Consider the following 17,412-nt stretch of genomic DNA (forward strand, 5'->3'; position numbering starts at 1 on the left):
ACCAGCACCGAGCACGCCTGAAGCGCGCCGGTTACAGCTGAGGGGAGGAAGCCTTGAACCCATCATCGAACTATCACGCCCGTCGCCGCCTGATGGCCGGCGCGAGCCTGGCCTGCGTGGGCCTGCTGGCCGCCTCGCAGGTCTTCGCCCAGGACGCCGCCGCCAAGTCGCCGCAGTCGGAGGCCGAACCAGACACCGTCGAAGCGATCGTCGTCACCGGCACGCGTCTGAGCCAGGGCTTCGCCGCCCCGACGCCGCTGGCCGTGGCGACCTCGGATGATCTGAAGCGCGCCGCGCCGACCAACTTGGCCGACGGCCTCTCGCAGATGCCGCAGTTCGCCGGCAACAACCGCACCTCGGTCGGCGTGCCGTCGGTGGCCATCGGCACCACGGGCCAAAACCTGCTGAACCTGCGGGGCCTGGGCTTCAACCGGAACCTCGTCCTGCTGGACGGCCACCGCATGGTGGCGACCAATCAGGTCGGCTCGATCGACGTGAACATGTTCCCGCAGGGCCTGATCAGCCGCGTCGACACCGTCACCGGCGGCGCCTCGGCCGCCTACGGCTCGGACGCCATCTCGGGCGTCGTCAACTTCGTCATCGACCGCAAGTTCGAGGGCCTGAAGCTGGAGGTCCAGGGCGGCGTCACCTCGCGCGGCGACGCGCCGTCGGGTCTCGTCCAGCTCAGCGGCGGCAAGTCGTTCGCCGACGGCCGCCTGCACGTCGTGGTCAGCGGCGAGTACTTCAACCAGGAGGGGATCGACGTGAACGATCCCTCCAAGCGCAAGTGGTTTGACAAAGCCGCCGGCCGCATCGCCAACCCGGTCGCCGGCGCGACGCCGAAGTTCATCCTGGTCGACGATATCCGCAGCTCGACCGGCTATCCCGGCGGCGTCATCACCTCGGGGCCGCTGAAGGGCACGACCTTCCTGCCGGGTGGCGCGACCGGCGTCTTCGACTACGGCACGATCACCGGCTCGGCGTTCCAGAACGGTGGCGACGGCGCGCGGGCCAATGTCTCGCTGATGCCCAACCAGGAGCGCTACAACCTCTTCGGCAGCGCCCGCTACGACCTCAACGACAACCTGACCCTGACGATCGACGGCCTCTACGCCCGTTCGCATACCCTACAGTCGGCCTTCATCGAGCCCGAGACTGGCAGCGCCAGTCAGTTCACGATCTTCCGCGACAACGCCTACCTGCCGGCAAGTGTCCTGGCGCGGATGGTCACGGCCAACGTCCAATCGATCACGGTGGGCCGCTACGAAGCCGACTTCCCGCCGGTTACGCTGGAGTACACGACCGATCTCTACCGGGCGAGCGCGGGCCTGGACGGCAAGATCAACGATCGCTGGGCCTGGGACCTGAACTACAGCTACAGCCAGACCAACCAGGAGGCGGTCGAGGGCAACAACGTCATCAGCCGCAAGCTCTACGCGGCGGCCGATGCGGTGGTGAACCCGGCTAACGGCCAGATCGTCTGTCGCTCGACCCTGTCGGGTCTAGATCCGGGCTGCGTGCCGCTGAACATCTTCGGCCTGGGCTCGCCCAGCCGCTCGGCGGTCAACGCCGTCATCGGCGACGCGTCCAAGGACCTGAAGCTGACCCAGCACAACATCGCCTTCAACGTGCGCGGCGACCTGGGTGAGGCATTCCTGGCCAGCGACAATCCGATTTCGGTCGCGGCCGGGGTCGAGTATCGCGACGACGACGCCGACCAGACCTCCGACAAGCTCTCGCAGACGGTCAACGACTTCACCGGCCTGCGCGGCGCGCCCAGCGCCCAGAACGGTCGCCAGGGCGCGTTCCGCTTCTTCAATCCGCAGCCCTTCGCGGGCGGCATCAAGGTCAAGGAAGCCTATCTGGAAACCGGCGTGCCGATCGCCTCGGGCAAGCCGTTCTTCCACCAGCTGGACCTGAACGGCGCGGTGCGTCGCGCCCACTACAGCGCCAGCGGCCTCGTCTACAGCTTCGCCGGCGGCGTCTCGAGCTCGACCAATGTCTCCAACTCGTTCGAGGCCACGACCTGGAAGATCGGCGGCAACTGGTCGCCGGTCGAGGATATCCGGTTCCGGATCACGCGCTCGCGCGACATCCGCGCGCCCAGCATCATCGATCTCTACAACGGCAGTCAGTTCTCCAGCAGCACGGTGACCTACAACGGCGCCACCGTTCCACTCTTCCAGCTGACGCGGGGCAACCCGACCCTGACGCCGGAGAAGGCCGACACCCTGACCTATGGCGTGGTGCTCAAGCCCGGCTTCCTGCCCGGCTTCCAGGCTTCGATCGACTACTACGACATCGACCTGAAGCGGGCGATCGGCGGCCTGCTGGCCCAGCAGCAGGTCAATCTCTGCGCCGCCGGAGACCCGTCGTTCTGCGCCCTGCAAAGTGTCGCGAACGGCGCTGTGACGGTGATCACCCCGCCGTTCAACCTCAACACCCAGCAGGCGCGTGGCTGGGACATCGAATCCCAGTACCGGACCAGCCTCGGCGGGGGCACGCTGTCGTTGCGCGGCTATCTGAACCTGAACCGCAAGGACCTGATCAAGCCGGCTGTCGGCTCGCTGATCAACCAGCGCGGCGCGGGAACGAACGCCAAGTGGCGGGCGACCTTGCAGGTGAACTATGACACGCCGCGCTGGGGCGTCTTCGTCCAGGAGCGGGTGATCGCCAAGTCGCTAATCGACGCCAACCTGGTCGAGGGCGTGGACATCTCCGAGAACGACATCCCGCGTGTTGCCTACACCGATGCCACCTTCACGGCCAAGCTCTCGGGGCGGTCGGAGTTCTACCTGACGATCAGCAACCTGTTCGACAAGGACCCGCCGCCGTCGCCGCTGCCGACCACGACGTTCTCGGTGCCGTATTCGGGCGCCTACGAGACACTGGGGCGGACCTTCAATCTCGGGGCTCGGCTGCGCTTCTAGCAGCCGCCAGACGCGGAGCCGTTCGTCAGTCCGGCGGCTCCGCAGTCTCTGACACTTGCCCCAAACTGGCGAGCGCTCCCTCCTGCGAAGCGCTCGTCATTTTTTGCGTGCTCAGGCATACGATGGCGCATCCTCAGCGTACCCCCATGAGGCTAGACCGTCCTAGACGGAAACCGGACGCTGACGATCAGCCCGCCATCCCGTGTATCCAGTATGAACGCCTCGCCTCCGGCCCGCAGCGCCAAAGCCTTGACGATGGAGAGCCCCAGGCCGCTGCCGTGACCCGAACTCTGGGGGCCTCGCACGAAACGTTCGAAGGGACGTTGCTTTAGCCTATCAGGCAGGCCGGGACCGTCGTCCTCCACCCAGAGGACCGCTTGGCCTTCGACCTGGTGCACGCCGACCGTGATGGCGTGACCGCCATAGCGCAGGGCGTTGTCGACGAGGTTCTCCAGGATCTGGTCGACCAGGGGCGCGGCCAGCGCAACCAACAGGGGCGCGGTCTCGATGCTGAGGGTCAGGCGGGCGCCCTCGGCCGCCGCGCGCGGGGTCCAGCGATCGACGAGGCTATAAGCGCAGGCGGCCAGGTCGGCCTCTTGATGGCCATCGGCCTCCATCGCCTCGGCGCGGGCCAGGGCCAGCAGCTGTTCGATCAGGCGCTGCAGGCGGTCGACGGCTTCGAGGGCGTCGGTCAGCGACGCCTGGTCCGCGACCGAGCGCCGGCCCTTGGCCAGCACGGCCAGGTGCGTCTTGACGATCGCCAGCGGGGTGCGGATCTGATGCGACGCATCGGCGGTGAACCGGCGGACGCCGTCGACAGACCGCTCCAACTGGCCCAGCAGGCTGTTGAAGGCCACGACAACCGGCTGCAGCTCGCGCGGCACATCGCCGACCGCCACCGGCGCGAAGTCGGGATCGCGGGCGTCCGAACGTTCGGCGAGGCGCTTGCGCAGGCCTTCCAACGGATTGAGGCTCCACGTCGCCGCCGGCCAGATCAGCAGCGCCACCAGACCGACGAGCCCGACCTCGATCGCGCCGACGGTGGTCATCAGGGTCTTGCGGACGGCGGCGCGCGACTCCAGCGTCTGGGCCACCGAGATGACGACCGGCGCGGCCGCGCCGGGCACGCGCTGGGCGACGGCGGACTGGCGCACGCGGCGGTCCTGGTAGACCAGGGTCCGGAACACCGGCTCGCCGTTGGCGGCGATCGCCTGAGCGTCGAAGTCGGGCAGGTCGTCATAGCCGGTCAGCACCCGGCCGGACTGGCGGACATTGTAGAACACGCTGTCGCGTTGCGGGCTGTCGAGCAGGCCGAACGCCCAGGGCGGCAGGTCGACCTCGACGTGGTCGTTCTCCAGTGTCACCGACTCGGCGATGGCGCGGACCGAGCCGGCCAGCAGGCGGTCGGAGGTGTAGTCCACGACCCTTTGGGTGACCCAGGCGTCGCCGATCCCGATCAGCATGGCCGACACGACCAGAGGCGCCACGAGGGCGACCAGCAGGCGGGCGGTGAGGGACTGAATCCGGACCATCAGGGTTCGAGCAGATAGCCCTGGCCGCGCAAGGTGGTGATCCGCGGGCCGTTGGGCTCCAGCTTGCGGCGCACCCGGCCGACATAGACGTCCAGGGCGTTGGGGCCGGCTTCGTCGTCATGGCCGAAGACCTCGCCGATCAGCCGCTGGCGGGAGACGACCTTGCCGGCGCTGGCGGCCAGCACCAGCAGCACCGTGTGCTCGCGCCGGCGCAGTTCCAGGTCGCGGCCGTCGACATAGGCGCGGGCGCCATTGCGGTCGATGGTGAGGCTGCCGACAGAGAGCGTGGGGGAGGGATCGCCGCCCCGCCGGCGGGCCAGGGCGCGAATCCGCGCCGCCAGTTCCTCGGGCTCGAACGGCTTGAGCATGTAGTCATCGGCCCCGAGGTCGAGACCGCTGACCCGGTCCTTCAGGGCGTCGCGGGCGGTCAGGATCAAGAGCGGCGTGCGGTTGCCCGCCCGGCGCAGGCGCACCAGCACCTCAAGGCCGCCGATGTCGGGCAAACCCAGGTCCAAGACGATGACGGAATAGGGTTCGGCCAGCTGCTGAAGCGCGGTTTCGCCGTCGGTGACCCAGTCGACCGTGAAGGTCTCGGACCTGAGGAAGGCCACGACGCCGCGCCCCAGCGCCTCGTCGTCCTCCACGAACAGCAGCCGCATGCGGTCGGGCCTCGGGGGTTGGACGACTCCGCCCCTATCATGCAACGTCGCTGACTGTGAACAGGGCGACCATGCTTCGACGACAGCTTCTCCTCGCGCCGGCCGCCGCTCTGCTGACCGGCTGCGGGCGCATCGACATCCCGATCCTGAGCGGTCTGGAGCGCGCCGCGCGCCTTCGCGCGGCCGAGCGGGAACGGGGGCTGACCGTCTACGCCAACACCGGCGATGTCGAGATCGGCCCGGTCCTGGCGGCCTTCCATGCCGACCATCCGAACGTCCATGTCGACTTCCAGCGGCAGAACTCCGCCGAGCTCTATCAGCGCTACTTGGCCGAACGCCGAGCAAACCAGCCCAGCGCCGACCTGGTGTGGAGCTCGGCGATGGACCTGCAGATCAAGCTGATCAACGACGGCTACGCTCAAACGTTCGACACCCCGGCCCGGGCGATGCTGCCGCCGTGGACAATCTGGAAAAGCCAGGGCTTTGGGGTAACGGCCGAGCCGATCGTTTTCGCCTACGACCGCCGCCGGCTGTCGGACGCTGATGCGCCCAGGAGCCATGCGGCCCTACGCCGGATGCTGGAGGCCAAGGCGCTGAAGGGCTCGGTCGGTCTGTTCGACAACAGCCGATCGGGCGTTGGTTTTCTCTACTACTCGCAGGACCGCCTGGCCTCGGCCGACACCCAGGCGCTGACTCGGGCGATCGGGACGACCAAGCCGCACCTCTACGAGTCGACGGCCACGCTGCTGGAGGCGATCTCAGGCCAACAGATCCTGTTCGGCTACAACGTGATCGGCTCCTATGCCCTGCAGCACCAGCGCACGGACCCGAATCTGGGGGTGATCTTCCCCAGCGACTACACCCTGGTGATGTCGCGGATCGCGTTCATCTCCTCGCACGCCCGCCGTCCCAACGCCGCCAAGCTGTTCCTGGACTTTCTGCTGTCGGTGAAGGGCCAGAAGCTGCTGGCCGACACCAGCATGGCCCCGGTGCGCACCGATATCGACGGCGGCGCGGCGCGTGCGCCCGACGCCTTCGCCCGTCCAATCGAGGTTGGGCCGGCGCTCCTGGCGAACCTGGATCAGATGCGCCGCCGCCGCCTGGTGGGGGAATGGCGCGAGGCGCTGGGCCCGCTCCACGTCGATGATTATCGCCGTGTTCGCGACCAGAGCGCTCGCGACAGTCTCGTGACAGGTAACCGACCCTAGCCTCCGAATAAGCGGCGGGGAGCCGCGCAATTGAGCCGGCGAAAACGCCGGCTTGGAGGGGGATCTCCGGTGACCAGAATTCAGTCTGCTTTCGTGAGCGTTTCGGCTCTGGCGCTCGTGTTCGGCGCGGGCGAGGCCATGGCCCAGACCACGCCGGCGCCCGCAGAACAGGGCGCGGACGCCAACACCCTCGACGCGGTGATCGTCACGGGTTCCAAGACCCGCCGGCGCGACGCCGACTCCGTCGGCCAGTTGACCAGCATCACCGAGGAGGACCTGCAGCGCGCGGCCGTCGCCTCGATCGGCGAGCTGCTGCAGAAGCTGCCCAGCGCCGGTGTCAGCTACAACTCCAACGGCACGCAGGGCACATCGTACGGCGGCAGCTCGATCAGCCTGCGCTATCTGGCCAATACCGACGGCGCGGCTGACCGCACGCTGGTGTTGGTCGACGGCCACCGCTGGGTGGATGGCGTCGGCGCGCGCGGCATCCGTGACTTCGTCGACCTCAACACCGTGCCGATCGGCATGATCGGCAGCATGGAGGTGCTGCAGGACGGCGCTTCGGCCATTTACGGCGCCGACGCCATCGCCGGGGTCGTCAACCTCAAAACCAAGCGCAATCTCGAGGGCTTCAAGGTCGAGAGCAAATACGGCGTCTCCTCGCGCGGCGACGGCGAGTCGTTCAGCCTGCAGACCAACTGGGGCAAGAAGTTCGAGCGCGCCTCGGTGTTCGTCTCCCTGAGCTACGTCAACGAGGACCCGGTCGAGACCAAGGATCGCGACATCACCCAGGTGTCGCTGACCGCCGGCCCGAACAATCTGAGCGCCGCCCCGTCCAGCCCGCGCGGCCTCTACATCCTGCCGGGCTTCTCGACGACCGCCGCGCCGTTGACCCAGAACGTCGGCGTCACCGTCGCTACGGGCCTGGGCAGCTATCACCGCGCCACGCTGCCGGACGACTACTACAACACCATGGCCCAGGGCATTTACGCCGTGGGTCCCAGCGAGCGTTACGGTATCTTCGCCCGCGTCGACCAAGAGCTGACCGACCACGTCAAGCTGACCATGGACGTGATGTGGAACCGCCGCAGCAGCCAGCAGGTGTTCTCGCCGACCAACCTGTCGATCGGCGGCACGTCTGGCACCTATCGCGGCTTCTCGATCGCGGCCAACCAACAGTACAACCCGTTCGGCGTCGGCTTCGCGGCTAACCAGGCCTGGAACATCCAGCTCTTCACGACGCCGGTCGGCTACCGGATCAGCAACCAGCAGGTCGACACCTACCGCGTCTCGGGCGAGCTGGCCGGCGACACCGACCTCTTCGCGCGCAACTGGAACTGGTCGCTGTTCGGCTCCGCCTCGCAGAACCAGATGAAGTTCTCCTCGCCGGGCGGCATCGACCTGGAGCACCTGGCGCTGGGCCTGTCGGCCCCGTCGGTCTGCGCCGCGCAGGCCGGCTGTATCCCGATCAACATCTTCGGCCAGATGACCCCGCAGCAGGCGGCCTACATCAACTCGACGGCCCGCGAGACCAACCTCACCAAGCTCTATGACCTGACCTTCGACGTGAATGGCGAGCTGATGCAGCTGCCGGGCGGGCCGCTGGCCATGGCCTTCGGCTTCGAGTGGCGCAAGAACGTCGGCGAGGATCATCCGGACGCCTATGTGAACACCGTCTCGACCGGGACCGGCGCCCTGCCGCTGCCCTCGGCTACGGTGACCACCACCAACGTCATGCGCACGCCGACCGCCAACGGCTCGTACGACGTCAAGGAAGCGTTCCTGGAGTTCACCGCGCCGATCCTGGCCGACCTGCCGATGGTCAAGAAGCTCGAGCTGGACGTCGCCACTCGCTACTCCGACTACAACACCGCCGGCTCCAAGCTGACTTCCAAGGTCGGCGTCGGCTATCGCCCCGTCGATGGCGTCCTCTTCAGAGGCACGTGGTCGCAAGGCTTCCGCGCCCCCTCGCTGATCGAGCTCTACACCGGCTCGCGTCAGTCCAACCTCGCGGGCAGCAATACCGACCCCTGCAACGGCGGCGCGGCCGCGCACCCCAACCTTCCAGGCTGCGCGGGCGTGCCGTCGACCTATAACCAGAGCTCGTACAACGGCGGCCTGCTGCCGCTTACCGTCTCGGGCAACGGCAAGCTCGATCCCGAGACGGCCAAGACCCTGAGCTATGGCGTGGCCCTGCAACCGGCCTTCGCGCCGGGGCTGTCCCTCACGCTGGATGGCTACGAGGTTACCATCAAGAACGCGATCTCGACGCCGTCGGTGGCCAACGCCCTGCAACTGTGCGCCACCCAGGCCGGGGACTTCTGCTCGGCCCTGACCCGCGACGCCTCCACCGGCCAAGTGCTGAACTTCGCCTCGTCGTTCATGAACCTGAACCAGATCAAGACGGCCGGCTATGACGTGGCGCTGCGCTATCGCCGCAGCACCGACATCGGTCTGCTAGAAGGTTCGATCCAAGGCACGCGCCTGCAGAAGTTCGACGTGACCTCGCCGAACCCGGCCGGCGGCGATCCGATCGTCACCCACGCGGTCGGCACCTCGACCGGCGGCACCACCCCGGCCACGGCGCGGGCGACCTATCCGCGCTGGAAGGGCCTGGCCTCGTTGCGCTGGTCCAACGACGACTGGGCGGTGATGTGGCGTGGTCGCTACATCGGCTCGACCAAGGACGGCGCCGCGCCGGCCCTGCCGACGACGCCGGTGAAGGGCGACCGCGTCAAGGCGGTGACCTACCAGGACCTGCAGCTGGAGAAGGCGTTCGAGAAGGTGCGGGCCAATGTGACCGTGGGCGTCAACAACGTCTTCGACACCCAGCCGCCGCTGTCCTACGCCAACGCGCCGATCAACTTCGACATCTACACCTACGACGTCATGGGGCGGTACTATTACATCCGCTTCGGCAAGTCGTTCTAAGCCGGTCGGAGCCCAAGTACATGGCGACCTCGCCGATCACCCGCCGCGCCTTTGGGGGCGCGGCGGCCCTCCTTGGACTGTTCGGCTCGACCGGCGCGCTGGCCGCGCCGGCTCCCGACGAGCCCTTCGACATGGTCCTAGACAGCAATGTAGGCGTAAAGACGCGCGACGGCGTGAGGCTGGCCACCGACATCTACCGCCCGGCCCGTAACGGCAAGGCGGTGGCCGGGCGCTTCCCCGTGATCATGGAGCGCACGCCCTACGGCCGGAATGTCGCCAGCTTCCGCGACATCACCGCCACGGAGAAGACGCCCCGCAGCCGCGCCGATGTGGCCCGGATCTATGTCTCGCAAGGCTATGTGGTGATCTTCCAGGACTGCCGCGGGCGCTATGACTCCGAAGGCGAGTTCATCAAGTACCTGAGCGAGGGCGCGGACGGCTACGACACCTGCGCCTGGATCGTCCGCCAGACGTGGAGCGACGGCAAGATCGGCACGATGGGCCTGTCCTACGCCGCCCACACCCAGATGGCGCTGGGCTGCCTGAACGCGCCGGGCCTAAAGGCGATGTTTTTGGATTGCGGGGGCTTTTCCAACGCCTATCAGGGCGGCATCCGCCAGGGCGGGGCGTTCGAGCTGAAACAGGTGACCTGGGCCTACAACCTGGGCCTGGAAAGCCAGGCGGCGCAGAACGAGCCGCGCCTGCTGGCGGCGCTGAAGACCGTCGACCTGAAGGCCTGGTTCGCCAGCATGCCCTGGAAACGCGGCCACACGCCAATCAGCCTGCAGCCCGACTACGAGGCCTATGTCTACGAACAGTGGGAGCACGGCAATTTCGACGGCTTCTGGAAACAGGCCGGCATCTATGCCGAGGGCTACTACGCCACCTTCCCGAAGGTCGATATGGTCCACATGTCGGGCTGGTACGACCCGTATTCGCGCACGGCGACCGATAACTTCGTCGGTCTGAACAAGGCCGGTCGCGCCCAGCGTTTGATCCTGGGTCCTTGGACTCACGGCGCGCGCTCGACCTCGCACTCGGGTGATGTCGAGTTCGGCCCCGCCGCCACCATCGACGCCGACGGCGGCGCGGACTTCTTCACCCAGCGCCTGAAATGGTACGATCGACACCTGAAAGGGCTGCCGGCCAAGGCCGCCGAACCTTCCGTGCGCCTGTTCGTGATGGGTGGCGGCGATGGCCGCAAGACCGCCGAGGGCCGCCTGCGCCACGGCGGCGTCTGGCGCAGCGAGACCAATTGGCCGATCCCGGATCGCCGCGAGACGACCTTCTATCTCGGCGCCGACGGCGGCCTGCGGACCAGCAAGCCGGCGGCCGAGGCGTCAACGCTCAGCTACGACTTCGACCCGTCCGATCCTGTTCCAACGATCGGCGGCGCGGTCACCTCGGGCGAGCCGCTCATGCGTGGTGGCGGCTTCGACCAGCGCGAGACCGAGGACGTCTACGGCGCGCGCGAGCCCTTCCTGCCACTGGAGGCGCGGCCCGACGTGCTGGTCTTCCAGACCGAGCCCCTGAAGGAGGATGTCGAGGTCACCGGCGCGATCACCGCCCAGTTGTGGATCTCGTCCGACGCGGTCGACACCGACTTTGTCGTCAAACTGATCGACCTCTATCCGCCCAGCGAGGACTATCCCGCCGGCTACGCCCTGAACCTGACGGACGGCATCCTGCGCTGCCGCTATCGCGACAGCTGGGAGAAACCCGAGCTGATGGCGCCAGGCCAAGTCTACCGGATCAAGGTGGAGGCCTTCCCGACTTCCAACCTGTTCAAGAAGGGCCACCGGATCCGGCTGGATGTCTCGTCCAGCAACTTCCCGAAGTTCGACGTCAATCCCAACACTGGCGCGCCCGAGGGCATGGGTCTGACCCGCAAGGTCGCCCGCAACACCGTCCATGTCGACGCCACGCGGCCTTCGCACGTGGTGCTGCCGATCATCCCGAGGCGCACATGAACACCATCGACGACACCGCGCCCGGGCCGCTCCTGACCCGCTGGTGGGCGCTGATGGAGACGCGGCTGGGCGTCGCGCCCGTGCCGCTGCTGCTGATCGTGATGGGCCTGGCCGCAGCCTATGTCGCCATAGGCAATGCGCCGTCGGACATCCTGGCCAATATCGCCTTCCTGATCACCGGCGGCTTCCTGTGCGCCGAGATCGGCAAGCGGATTCCGATCCTCAATCGCTTGGGTTTTGCGGCCATCTTCGCGACCTTCGCGCCGTCCTATCTGGAATATGCCGGCCTGCTGCCCAAGGTGCTGGTGACCTCGATCTCGGACTTCACCGAGAGCTCGAACTTCCTGTACCTGTTCATCGCCTCGATCGTGGTCGGCAGCATCCTGGGTATGGACCGCCGGTCGCTGATCACGGGCTTTGGCAAGATCTTCATCCCGCTGGCCCTGGGCTCGATCGTCGCCTTCGGGGTCGGCTGCTCGACCGGCGTGGCGCTGGGCCTGGGCTTCAAGCACACCCTGTTCAAGGTGGTCGCGCCGATCATGGCCGGCGGGGTGGGCGAGGGGGCGATCCCGCTGTCGATCGGCTACGCCCACTTCTCAGGCCAGCCTCAGGGCGAGGCCTTCGCCGAGGTGCTGCCGGCGGTGATGCTGGGCAGCCTCAGCGCCATCGTCCTGGCGGGCGGCCTGAACTTCCTGGGTCGTCGCTTCCCCACGCTGACCGGCGAGGGCCGGCTGCAGCCGGGCGAGGAGGTCGCGTCCCCGGCGGCCCATGCCTCGGTCGGCGGCGCATCCTCTCCTCAGACCCTGGGCGCGGCGCTCTTGATGGTGGCGGTGCTCTACCTGCTGGGCGGCCTGACCCAGACTCTGTTCCATTGGCCGGGGCCGGTCGTGATGCTGGGCCTGGCGGTCGTCATCAAGCTGGCCCGCCTGGCGCCCCCGTCACTGGAGCAGGGCGCCTATGCCAACTACCGGTTCTTCTCGACCTGCGTGACCTATCCGCTGCTGTTCGCCATCGGCGTGGCTAAAACCCCGTGGGAGAAGCTGATCTCGGCGTTCAACATCCCGACCCTGGTGACGATCTTCGTTACCGTCGTTTCTCTGATCGCCACGGGCTTTCTGACCTCCCGCTGGGTCGGGCTCTACCCGATCGAGGCGGCGATCGTGAACGCCACGCACTCGGGGCAAGGCGGCACCGGGGACGTGGCCATCCTGACGGCGGCCAATCGCATGCAGCTGATGCCGTTCGCCCAGATCGCCACCCGGATCGGCGGAGCCATCACGGTGACGGTGATCCTCGCGCTATTTGCGCGTTGGGGCTGACATCGCATTTTCGGATGTCGACTTCCTGGAACTTGCTTCGCGTCTGCTCCTGGCGCGTATGAGCCACATTCAAATCTATCCCGCCTTGCGCCGGGGTTTGCCTCGCTCGGTCTTCTCGGCCTTGGTCTTGGCTACCTTTTGAGTGCCGGATTTGCCATCCAGGCTGGCCCGTAAGGCGGCCATCAGGTCCACGACATTGGTGTCTTCCACCTGTGCGACCTTCTCGATCTTGTGGCCTTTCTGCTTGTCGGCGATCAGGGCCTTGAGGGCCTTTTCATAGCGATCGACGAACTGGCTCGGATCGAAGGGCCCTTTGCGTTGCTCGATGATCTTCTCGGCGATGGCGATCATCGAGGCGTCCGGCGCCTTGTCGCTGATCCCCGCGAAGATGTCGTCGGCCTGGCGCACCTCGGCGTCAGCGCGCAGGGTGTAGGCGAGGATGCCGTTACCGCGCGGCTCAAGCGCCAGCAGGCGTTCGCGGGCCGACATCACCACGCGGCCAAGAGCAATCTGGCCCGAGCGTTCCATCGCCTCGCGGATCACCCCGAAGGCCTCCTGGGCCAGCTTGCCGTCGGGCGCCAGGAAGTAGGGGTTGTCCCAATAGATGCGGTCGATGTCCTTGGCCGGCACGAAGTGCTCGATGTCGATGATCTTGGTGCTTTCCAGCTTCACCGACTTGATCTCCTCGTCGGTTAGCAGGACGTACTGGCCCTTCTCGATCTCATAGCCCTTGACCAGCTTGGCGCGCTCGATCGGCCCCGTATCGGGGTCGGTCGTGACCATCTTGATCCGGTTGTTGGTCTTGGGATTGATCAGGTTGAAATGGACGTCGCCACCGCTGTCGGTGGCCGTATAGAGCGCGACCGGACAGGTCACCAGCGACAGTCGAAGATGTCCCTGCCAGGTCGGACGATAGGCCATGTCGAGATCCTCGGACGACCGTGACGGCCGGAGCGCCGATTCAACGAGCGCTGCGCCAATTCGTTCGCTCTAGCCGCACGGTGCGGCTTCACCCGTTTCCAGATCGATCCGGAAGCAGTGCTCGTGACCGCTTTCCAAGTCGCGGACGACCAGGCTGATCTCCCCCTCCGTATCGCCATGCGGCAGGTCTTCGGCATAGGCCACGGCGGCGGCCTCGAACGAGGGTTCCATCACCACCCGGGCGAGATGGCGGTCTTGGTGTCGGGCGTGGACGCTGAAGCGGTGGGTCATGACGAAGGAACGCACCAGGACGCGATTGGATTCATCGGCCAATAGCCCACCTCGCGGATCGACGCGGCGACCTGTTCGTTGATGCAGCGCCGATCTCGCGGAGCATCCATGGCCGCCTCGAAACTCGCCCGCTACCAGGAGATGCGGGATTTCAAGCAGACCTCGGAACCCTCTGGCCGCAACGCTCGAGTCAAGAAGGCCGACCAGCTACGTTTCGTGATCCAGAAGCATGCGGCCACGCGATTGCATTTCGACCTGCGGCTCGAGCACGAAGGCGTCTTCAAGTCCTGGGCGGTGACGCGAGGACCGTCGCTGGATCCCAGCGACAAGCGGCTGGCGGTCGAGGTCGAGGACCATCCGCTGGATTATGGCGACTTCGAAGGGACCATTCCCAAAGGCCAGTATGGCGGTGGCACGGTGCAGCTGTGGGATCGCGGCTATTGGGCGCCGGAGCCGGGCTTCGAGAACGTCGATAAAGCCTTGGCCAAGGGCGAGCTGAAGTTCGTCATGGAAGGTGGCCGCCTGCATGGCTCGTGGGTGCTGGTGCGGCTGCGCGATGAGGGCAAGCGCCACAACTGGCTGCTGATCAAGCATCGTGACGAGGCCGCCGTCGACAAGAACGGCGGCGCCCTGGCGGCCGAGGACCGCTCGATCGCCTCGCAGCGGACCATGGCCCAGATCGCCGCCGGCGAAGGCCAGGGCGCGACACCCTTCATGACCGCCGCCAAGGGCTCGGCCGACGCCGTCTGGCAAAGCCGCCAGAACGCGGCATCGACGGCGGCGGCCTCGCCGAAGGTCGCCAAGGCCGCGCCGAAGCCAAAAGCGGTTTCGGCCTTACCAACCTTCGTCGAACCCCAGCTGTGCAAGTCGGCGGAAAAGCCTCCGGGTGGCGGAGACTGGGGTCATGAGATCAAGTTCGACGGCTATCGAATGCAGCTGCGCGTCAAGGGCGGCAAGGCCAACCTGCTGACGCGCAAGGGTCTGGACTGGTCTGCCAGATTTTCCGCCATCGTCGAGGCGGGCGCGCATCTGGCCGACGGCGTCCTGGACGGTGAGGTCGTGGCCCTCGACCACACCGGCGCGCCCAGTTTCGCCGCGCTGCAGGCGGCGATCTCGGACGAGAAGACCGACGACCTGATCTTCTTCGTCTTCGATCTGCTGTTTGAGGGCGCGGAGGATTTACGTCCGTTGCCGCTAGTGGAGCGTAAGACGCGCCTGAAGGCCCATGTGGATGGCGCGCCGGCCACGATCCGCTATGTCGACCACTTCGTCAGCGCCGGCGACGCGGTGCTGCAATCGGCCTGCCGTATGGACCTGGAAGGCATAATCTCCAAGAAACTCGACGCGCCCTATCACTCCGGGCGTAGCGAGACCTGGGTCAAGTCCAAGTGCCGTCAGGGCCATGAGGTGGTGATCGGCGGCTGGACCACGACGGGGCAGGCCTTCCGGTCGCTGATCGCCGGCGTCCATCGCGACGGTGAGCTGATCCATGTCGGCCGGATCGGCACAGGCTTTGGCCGCGCCACGGTCGAGCGGCTGATGCCCAAGCTTGAGGCGCTGGAGACCGACCAAAACCCGTTCTCGGGCAAGAGGGCGCCGAAGAAGGCGGCGGGCGTCCATTGGGTCAAGCCGCAGTTGGTCGCCGAAATCGAGTACGCGGGCTTCACCGGCGACGGCGCGATCCGCCAAGCCGCGTTCAAAGGGCTTCGAGAAGACAAGCCGGCATGTGAGGTCGAGGCCGAGGCGCCGGCGGCCAAGGCGAAAATCCGTCAGCCTGGCGCCCAAGGCGTCGTGAAAGCAAAGGACTCGGCTGTGGTGATGGGCGTCACGCTCTCACACCCAGACAAGGTCTTGTGGCCCGACGGGGGTGACGATCGGCCGGTCACCAAGCTGGACCTGGCGCGGTACTACGAAGCCGTCGGCGAGTGGATGATCGGCCATCTCAAGGGGCGCCCTTGCTCGATGATCCGCATGCCCAACGGGATCGGTGGTGAGCAGCATTTCTTCCAGCGCCATTCGGGCAAGGGGCGGTCGTCTCTGATCACTGAGGTGAAGGTGTCCGGCGATCGTCAGCCCTACATCCAGTTCGACCGCGTCGAGGCGTTGATCGCCGCCGCGCAGGTCGGGGCCTTGGAGCTTCATCCGTGGAACTGCGAGCCTTTTAAGCCTGATCAGCCCGGTCGGCTGGTGTTTGACCTCGATCCCGGCCCGGACGTGCCGTTCGAGGCGGTGATCGACGCCGCGCGCGAGGTGCGCGACCGGCTGGAGGACCTGGGGCTGGTCAGCTTCTGCAAGACCACGGGTGGCAAGGGCCTGCACGTCGTCACGCCGCTGAAGGCCTCGGGACAAAAGGCGGGGACCGTCGATTGGCCGGCCGCCAAGGCCTTTGCGCGTGATGTCTGCCAAGCCATGGCGACCGATGCGCCCGACCGTTTTCTGATCACCATGGCCAAGAAGGACCGCACCGGCCGGATCTTTCTCGATTATCTGCGCAACGACCGGATGGCGACGGCGGTGGCGCCGCTGTCACCGAGAGGACGCGAAGGCGCGCCGGTCTCGTTTCCGCTGACCTGGAGCCAGGTCAAAAGGGGGCTGGATCCGGCCAAGTTCACGATCCGCACCGCGCCTGGTCTCATTCACAAGTCGACGGCCTGGGAAGGCTACTGCGAAGGCGAGCGGTCTCTCGCCTCCGCGATCCGGCGCCTCAAGCCGTAAACGCAGAGGGAGAACGATCGTGGCGCGATACGCATTTGAGCTCTCACTCCTGCCTCGAAAGCATTGGGATCTTTCAAGGACGACAACCGCTTATGGGCGGCTGCTGATGGCCGTCGCCGCAACGGGAGGATCGGTCGGGGGAGGGGCAGGTATGTTGTGCGCCATTGTCCCCGACGTCCAGGCGTTGCGTTTTGAGAGGCTCGCCCGAGCGGTGATCGACGATTTTGGCGCTTAAGCCGAGGGCGCAACATTGACGCCCCTCTACTCCAGTTTGTCAGGGTCCAGGTCGTAGCGTCACGTTCGCGGCAGTGGGCCAAATGTCAGCAATTGACGCATCGCTCGACCTGGGAAGGATGGCAGGTTGACCGCCTCACCGAATGCCCGGTTTCTGGAGCGGTCCCAATGTCAGCTTGTGGCGCGTCAAGGAAGCGCGATCCCGGTGAGACGTCTCATGATTATGAGGCGGGGGAGCGCGCGGCGGTTCTCGCTAGCGTAAAACTGGTCGGTTGTTACGTTGAATGTGTTATAATATAACACTCACTTCGAGTGGAGTATCATCATGACGGATCAGGGTGACGCCTCATTTCCGAGCAAGTTTCTGCGCACGCATGAGGCGGGAGCTTTACTCAATCTCTCGCCCAGAACTATGGAGAAGCTCCGTACGACCGCAGGAGGCCCGCTTTATCGCAAGCTAGGTGGTCGAGTCGTCTATGCCCTCGCGGATTTGCAGGCTTGGGCCGACGCAGGAACGAAACGCCATACGGCCGACCCTCACGGTGGACATCCAGCGCCGCTAAGCTCGACGAGTAAGCGTCCCCGTCCTGTTAGCAAATAGGCGCCTGGCGTGTAGAACGCCTTTAGTGAGGGTGGTTTTGAGTGTGTTTTCGCACTTAATACTCCACTCATTGAAACCCCTTGGACCAATTTCTGTTCACC

10 protein-coding genes are annotated in these 17,412 nt (G+C 66.3%); 6 read left to right on the top strand and 4 right to left on the bottom strand.

Features of this window, described 5'->3' with window-relative positions; all coding sequences use genetic code 11:
• Positions 1-53 precede the first annotated feature (53 nt).
• On the top strand, positions 54-2,930 hold the full coding sequence (locus tag AC07YH_RS09290; protein WP_494746723.1) for a TonB-dependent receptor plug domain-containing protein: 2,877 nt from the start codon (positions 54-56) through the stop codon (positions 2,928-2,930).
• 152 nt (positions 2,931-3,082) lie between these two features.
• On the opposite strand, the gene AC07YH_RS09295 is transcribed toward AC07YH_RS09290, so the two are convergent.
• Positions 3,083-4,462, bottom strand: coding sequence for a sensor histidine kinase (locus AC07YH_RS09295; protein ID WP_494746724.1), 1,380 nt, complete (start codon positions 4,460-4,462; stop codon positions 3,083-3,085).
• Positions 4,462-5,121, bottom strand: a complete 660-nt coding sequence (locus AC07YH_RS09300) for a response regulator transcription factor (protein ID WP_494746725.1) — start codon at positions 5,119-5,121, stop codon at positions 4,462-4,464. The genes AC07YH_RS09295 and AC07YH_RS09300 overlap by 1 nt, the downstream gene beginning before the upstream one ends.
• 71 nt (positions 5,122-5,192) lie before the next feature.
• On the opposite strand from AC07YH_RS09300, the gene AC07YH_RS09305 reads away from it, so the two are divergent.
• From AC07YH_RS09305 to AC07YH_RS09320, 4 genes are all read left to right on the top strand, one after another.
• On the top strand, positions 5,193-6,329 hold the full coding sequence (locus AC07YH_RS09305) for an ABC transporter substrate-binding protein (protein WP_494746726.1): 1,137 nt from the start codon (positions 5,193-5,195) through the stop codon (positions 6,327-6,329).
• A 93-nt stretch (positions 6,330-6,422) separates the two neighbouring features.
• Positions 6,423-9,260, top strand: a complete 2,838-nt coding sequence (locus tag AC07YH_RS09310; RefSeq protein ID WP_494746727.1) for a TonB-dependent receptor domain-containing protein — start codon at positions 6,423-6,425, stop codon at positions 9,258-9,260.
• 20 nt (positions 9,261-9,280) lie between these two features.
• Positions 9,281-11,230 (top strand): CocE/NonD family hydrolase, encoded by a 1,950-nt coding sequence (locus AC07YH_RS09315; protein ID WP_494746728.1) that lies wholly within the window; start codon positions 9,281-9,283, stop codon positions 11,228-11,230.
• Positions 11,227-12,549 (top strand): 2-hydroxycarboxylate transporter family protein, encoded by a 1,323-nt coding sequence (locus AC07YH_RS09320; RefSeq protein ID WP_494746729.1) that lies wholly within the window; start codon positions 11,227-11,229, stop codon positions 12,547-12,549. Before AC07YH_RS09315 ends, AC07YH_RS09320 begins: the two co-directional genes overlap by 4 nt.
• A gap of 75 nt (positions 12,550-12,624) precedes the next feature.
• Here the strand turns inward: AC07YH_RS09320 and ku are convergent, their stop codons facing one another.
• Both ku and AC07YH_RS09330 read right to left on the bottom strand, forming a co-directional pair.
• Complete coding sequence (gene ku, locus AC07YH_RS09325; RefSeq protein ID WP_494746730.1) at positions 12,625-13,470, bottom strand: non-homologous end joining protein Ku; 846 nt, start codon at positions 13,468-13,470, stop codon at positions 12,625-12,627.
• 69 nt (positions 13,471-13,539) lie between these two features.
• On the bottom strand, positions 13,540-13,803 hold the full coding sequence (locus AC07YH_RS09330) for a DUF5961 family protein (protein WP_494746731.1): 264 nt from the start codon (positions 13,801-13,803) through the stop codon (positions 13,540-13,542).
• A gap of 66 nt (positions 13,804-13,869) precedes the next feature.
• On the opposite strand from AC07YH_RS09330, the gene ligD reads away from it, so the two are divergent.
• The gene (gene ligD, locus AC07YH_RS09335) at positions 13,870-16,476 is read left to right on the top strand and encodes a DNA ligase D (protein ID WP_494746732.1); all 2,607 of its coding nucleotides are present in this window, start codon (positions 13,870-13,872) and stop codon (positions 16,474-16,476) included.
• Positions 16,477-17,412 lie beyond the last annotated feature (936 nt).

This window comes from Caulobacter sp. GW456-12-1-14-TSB4 (assembly GCF_059424195.1).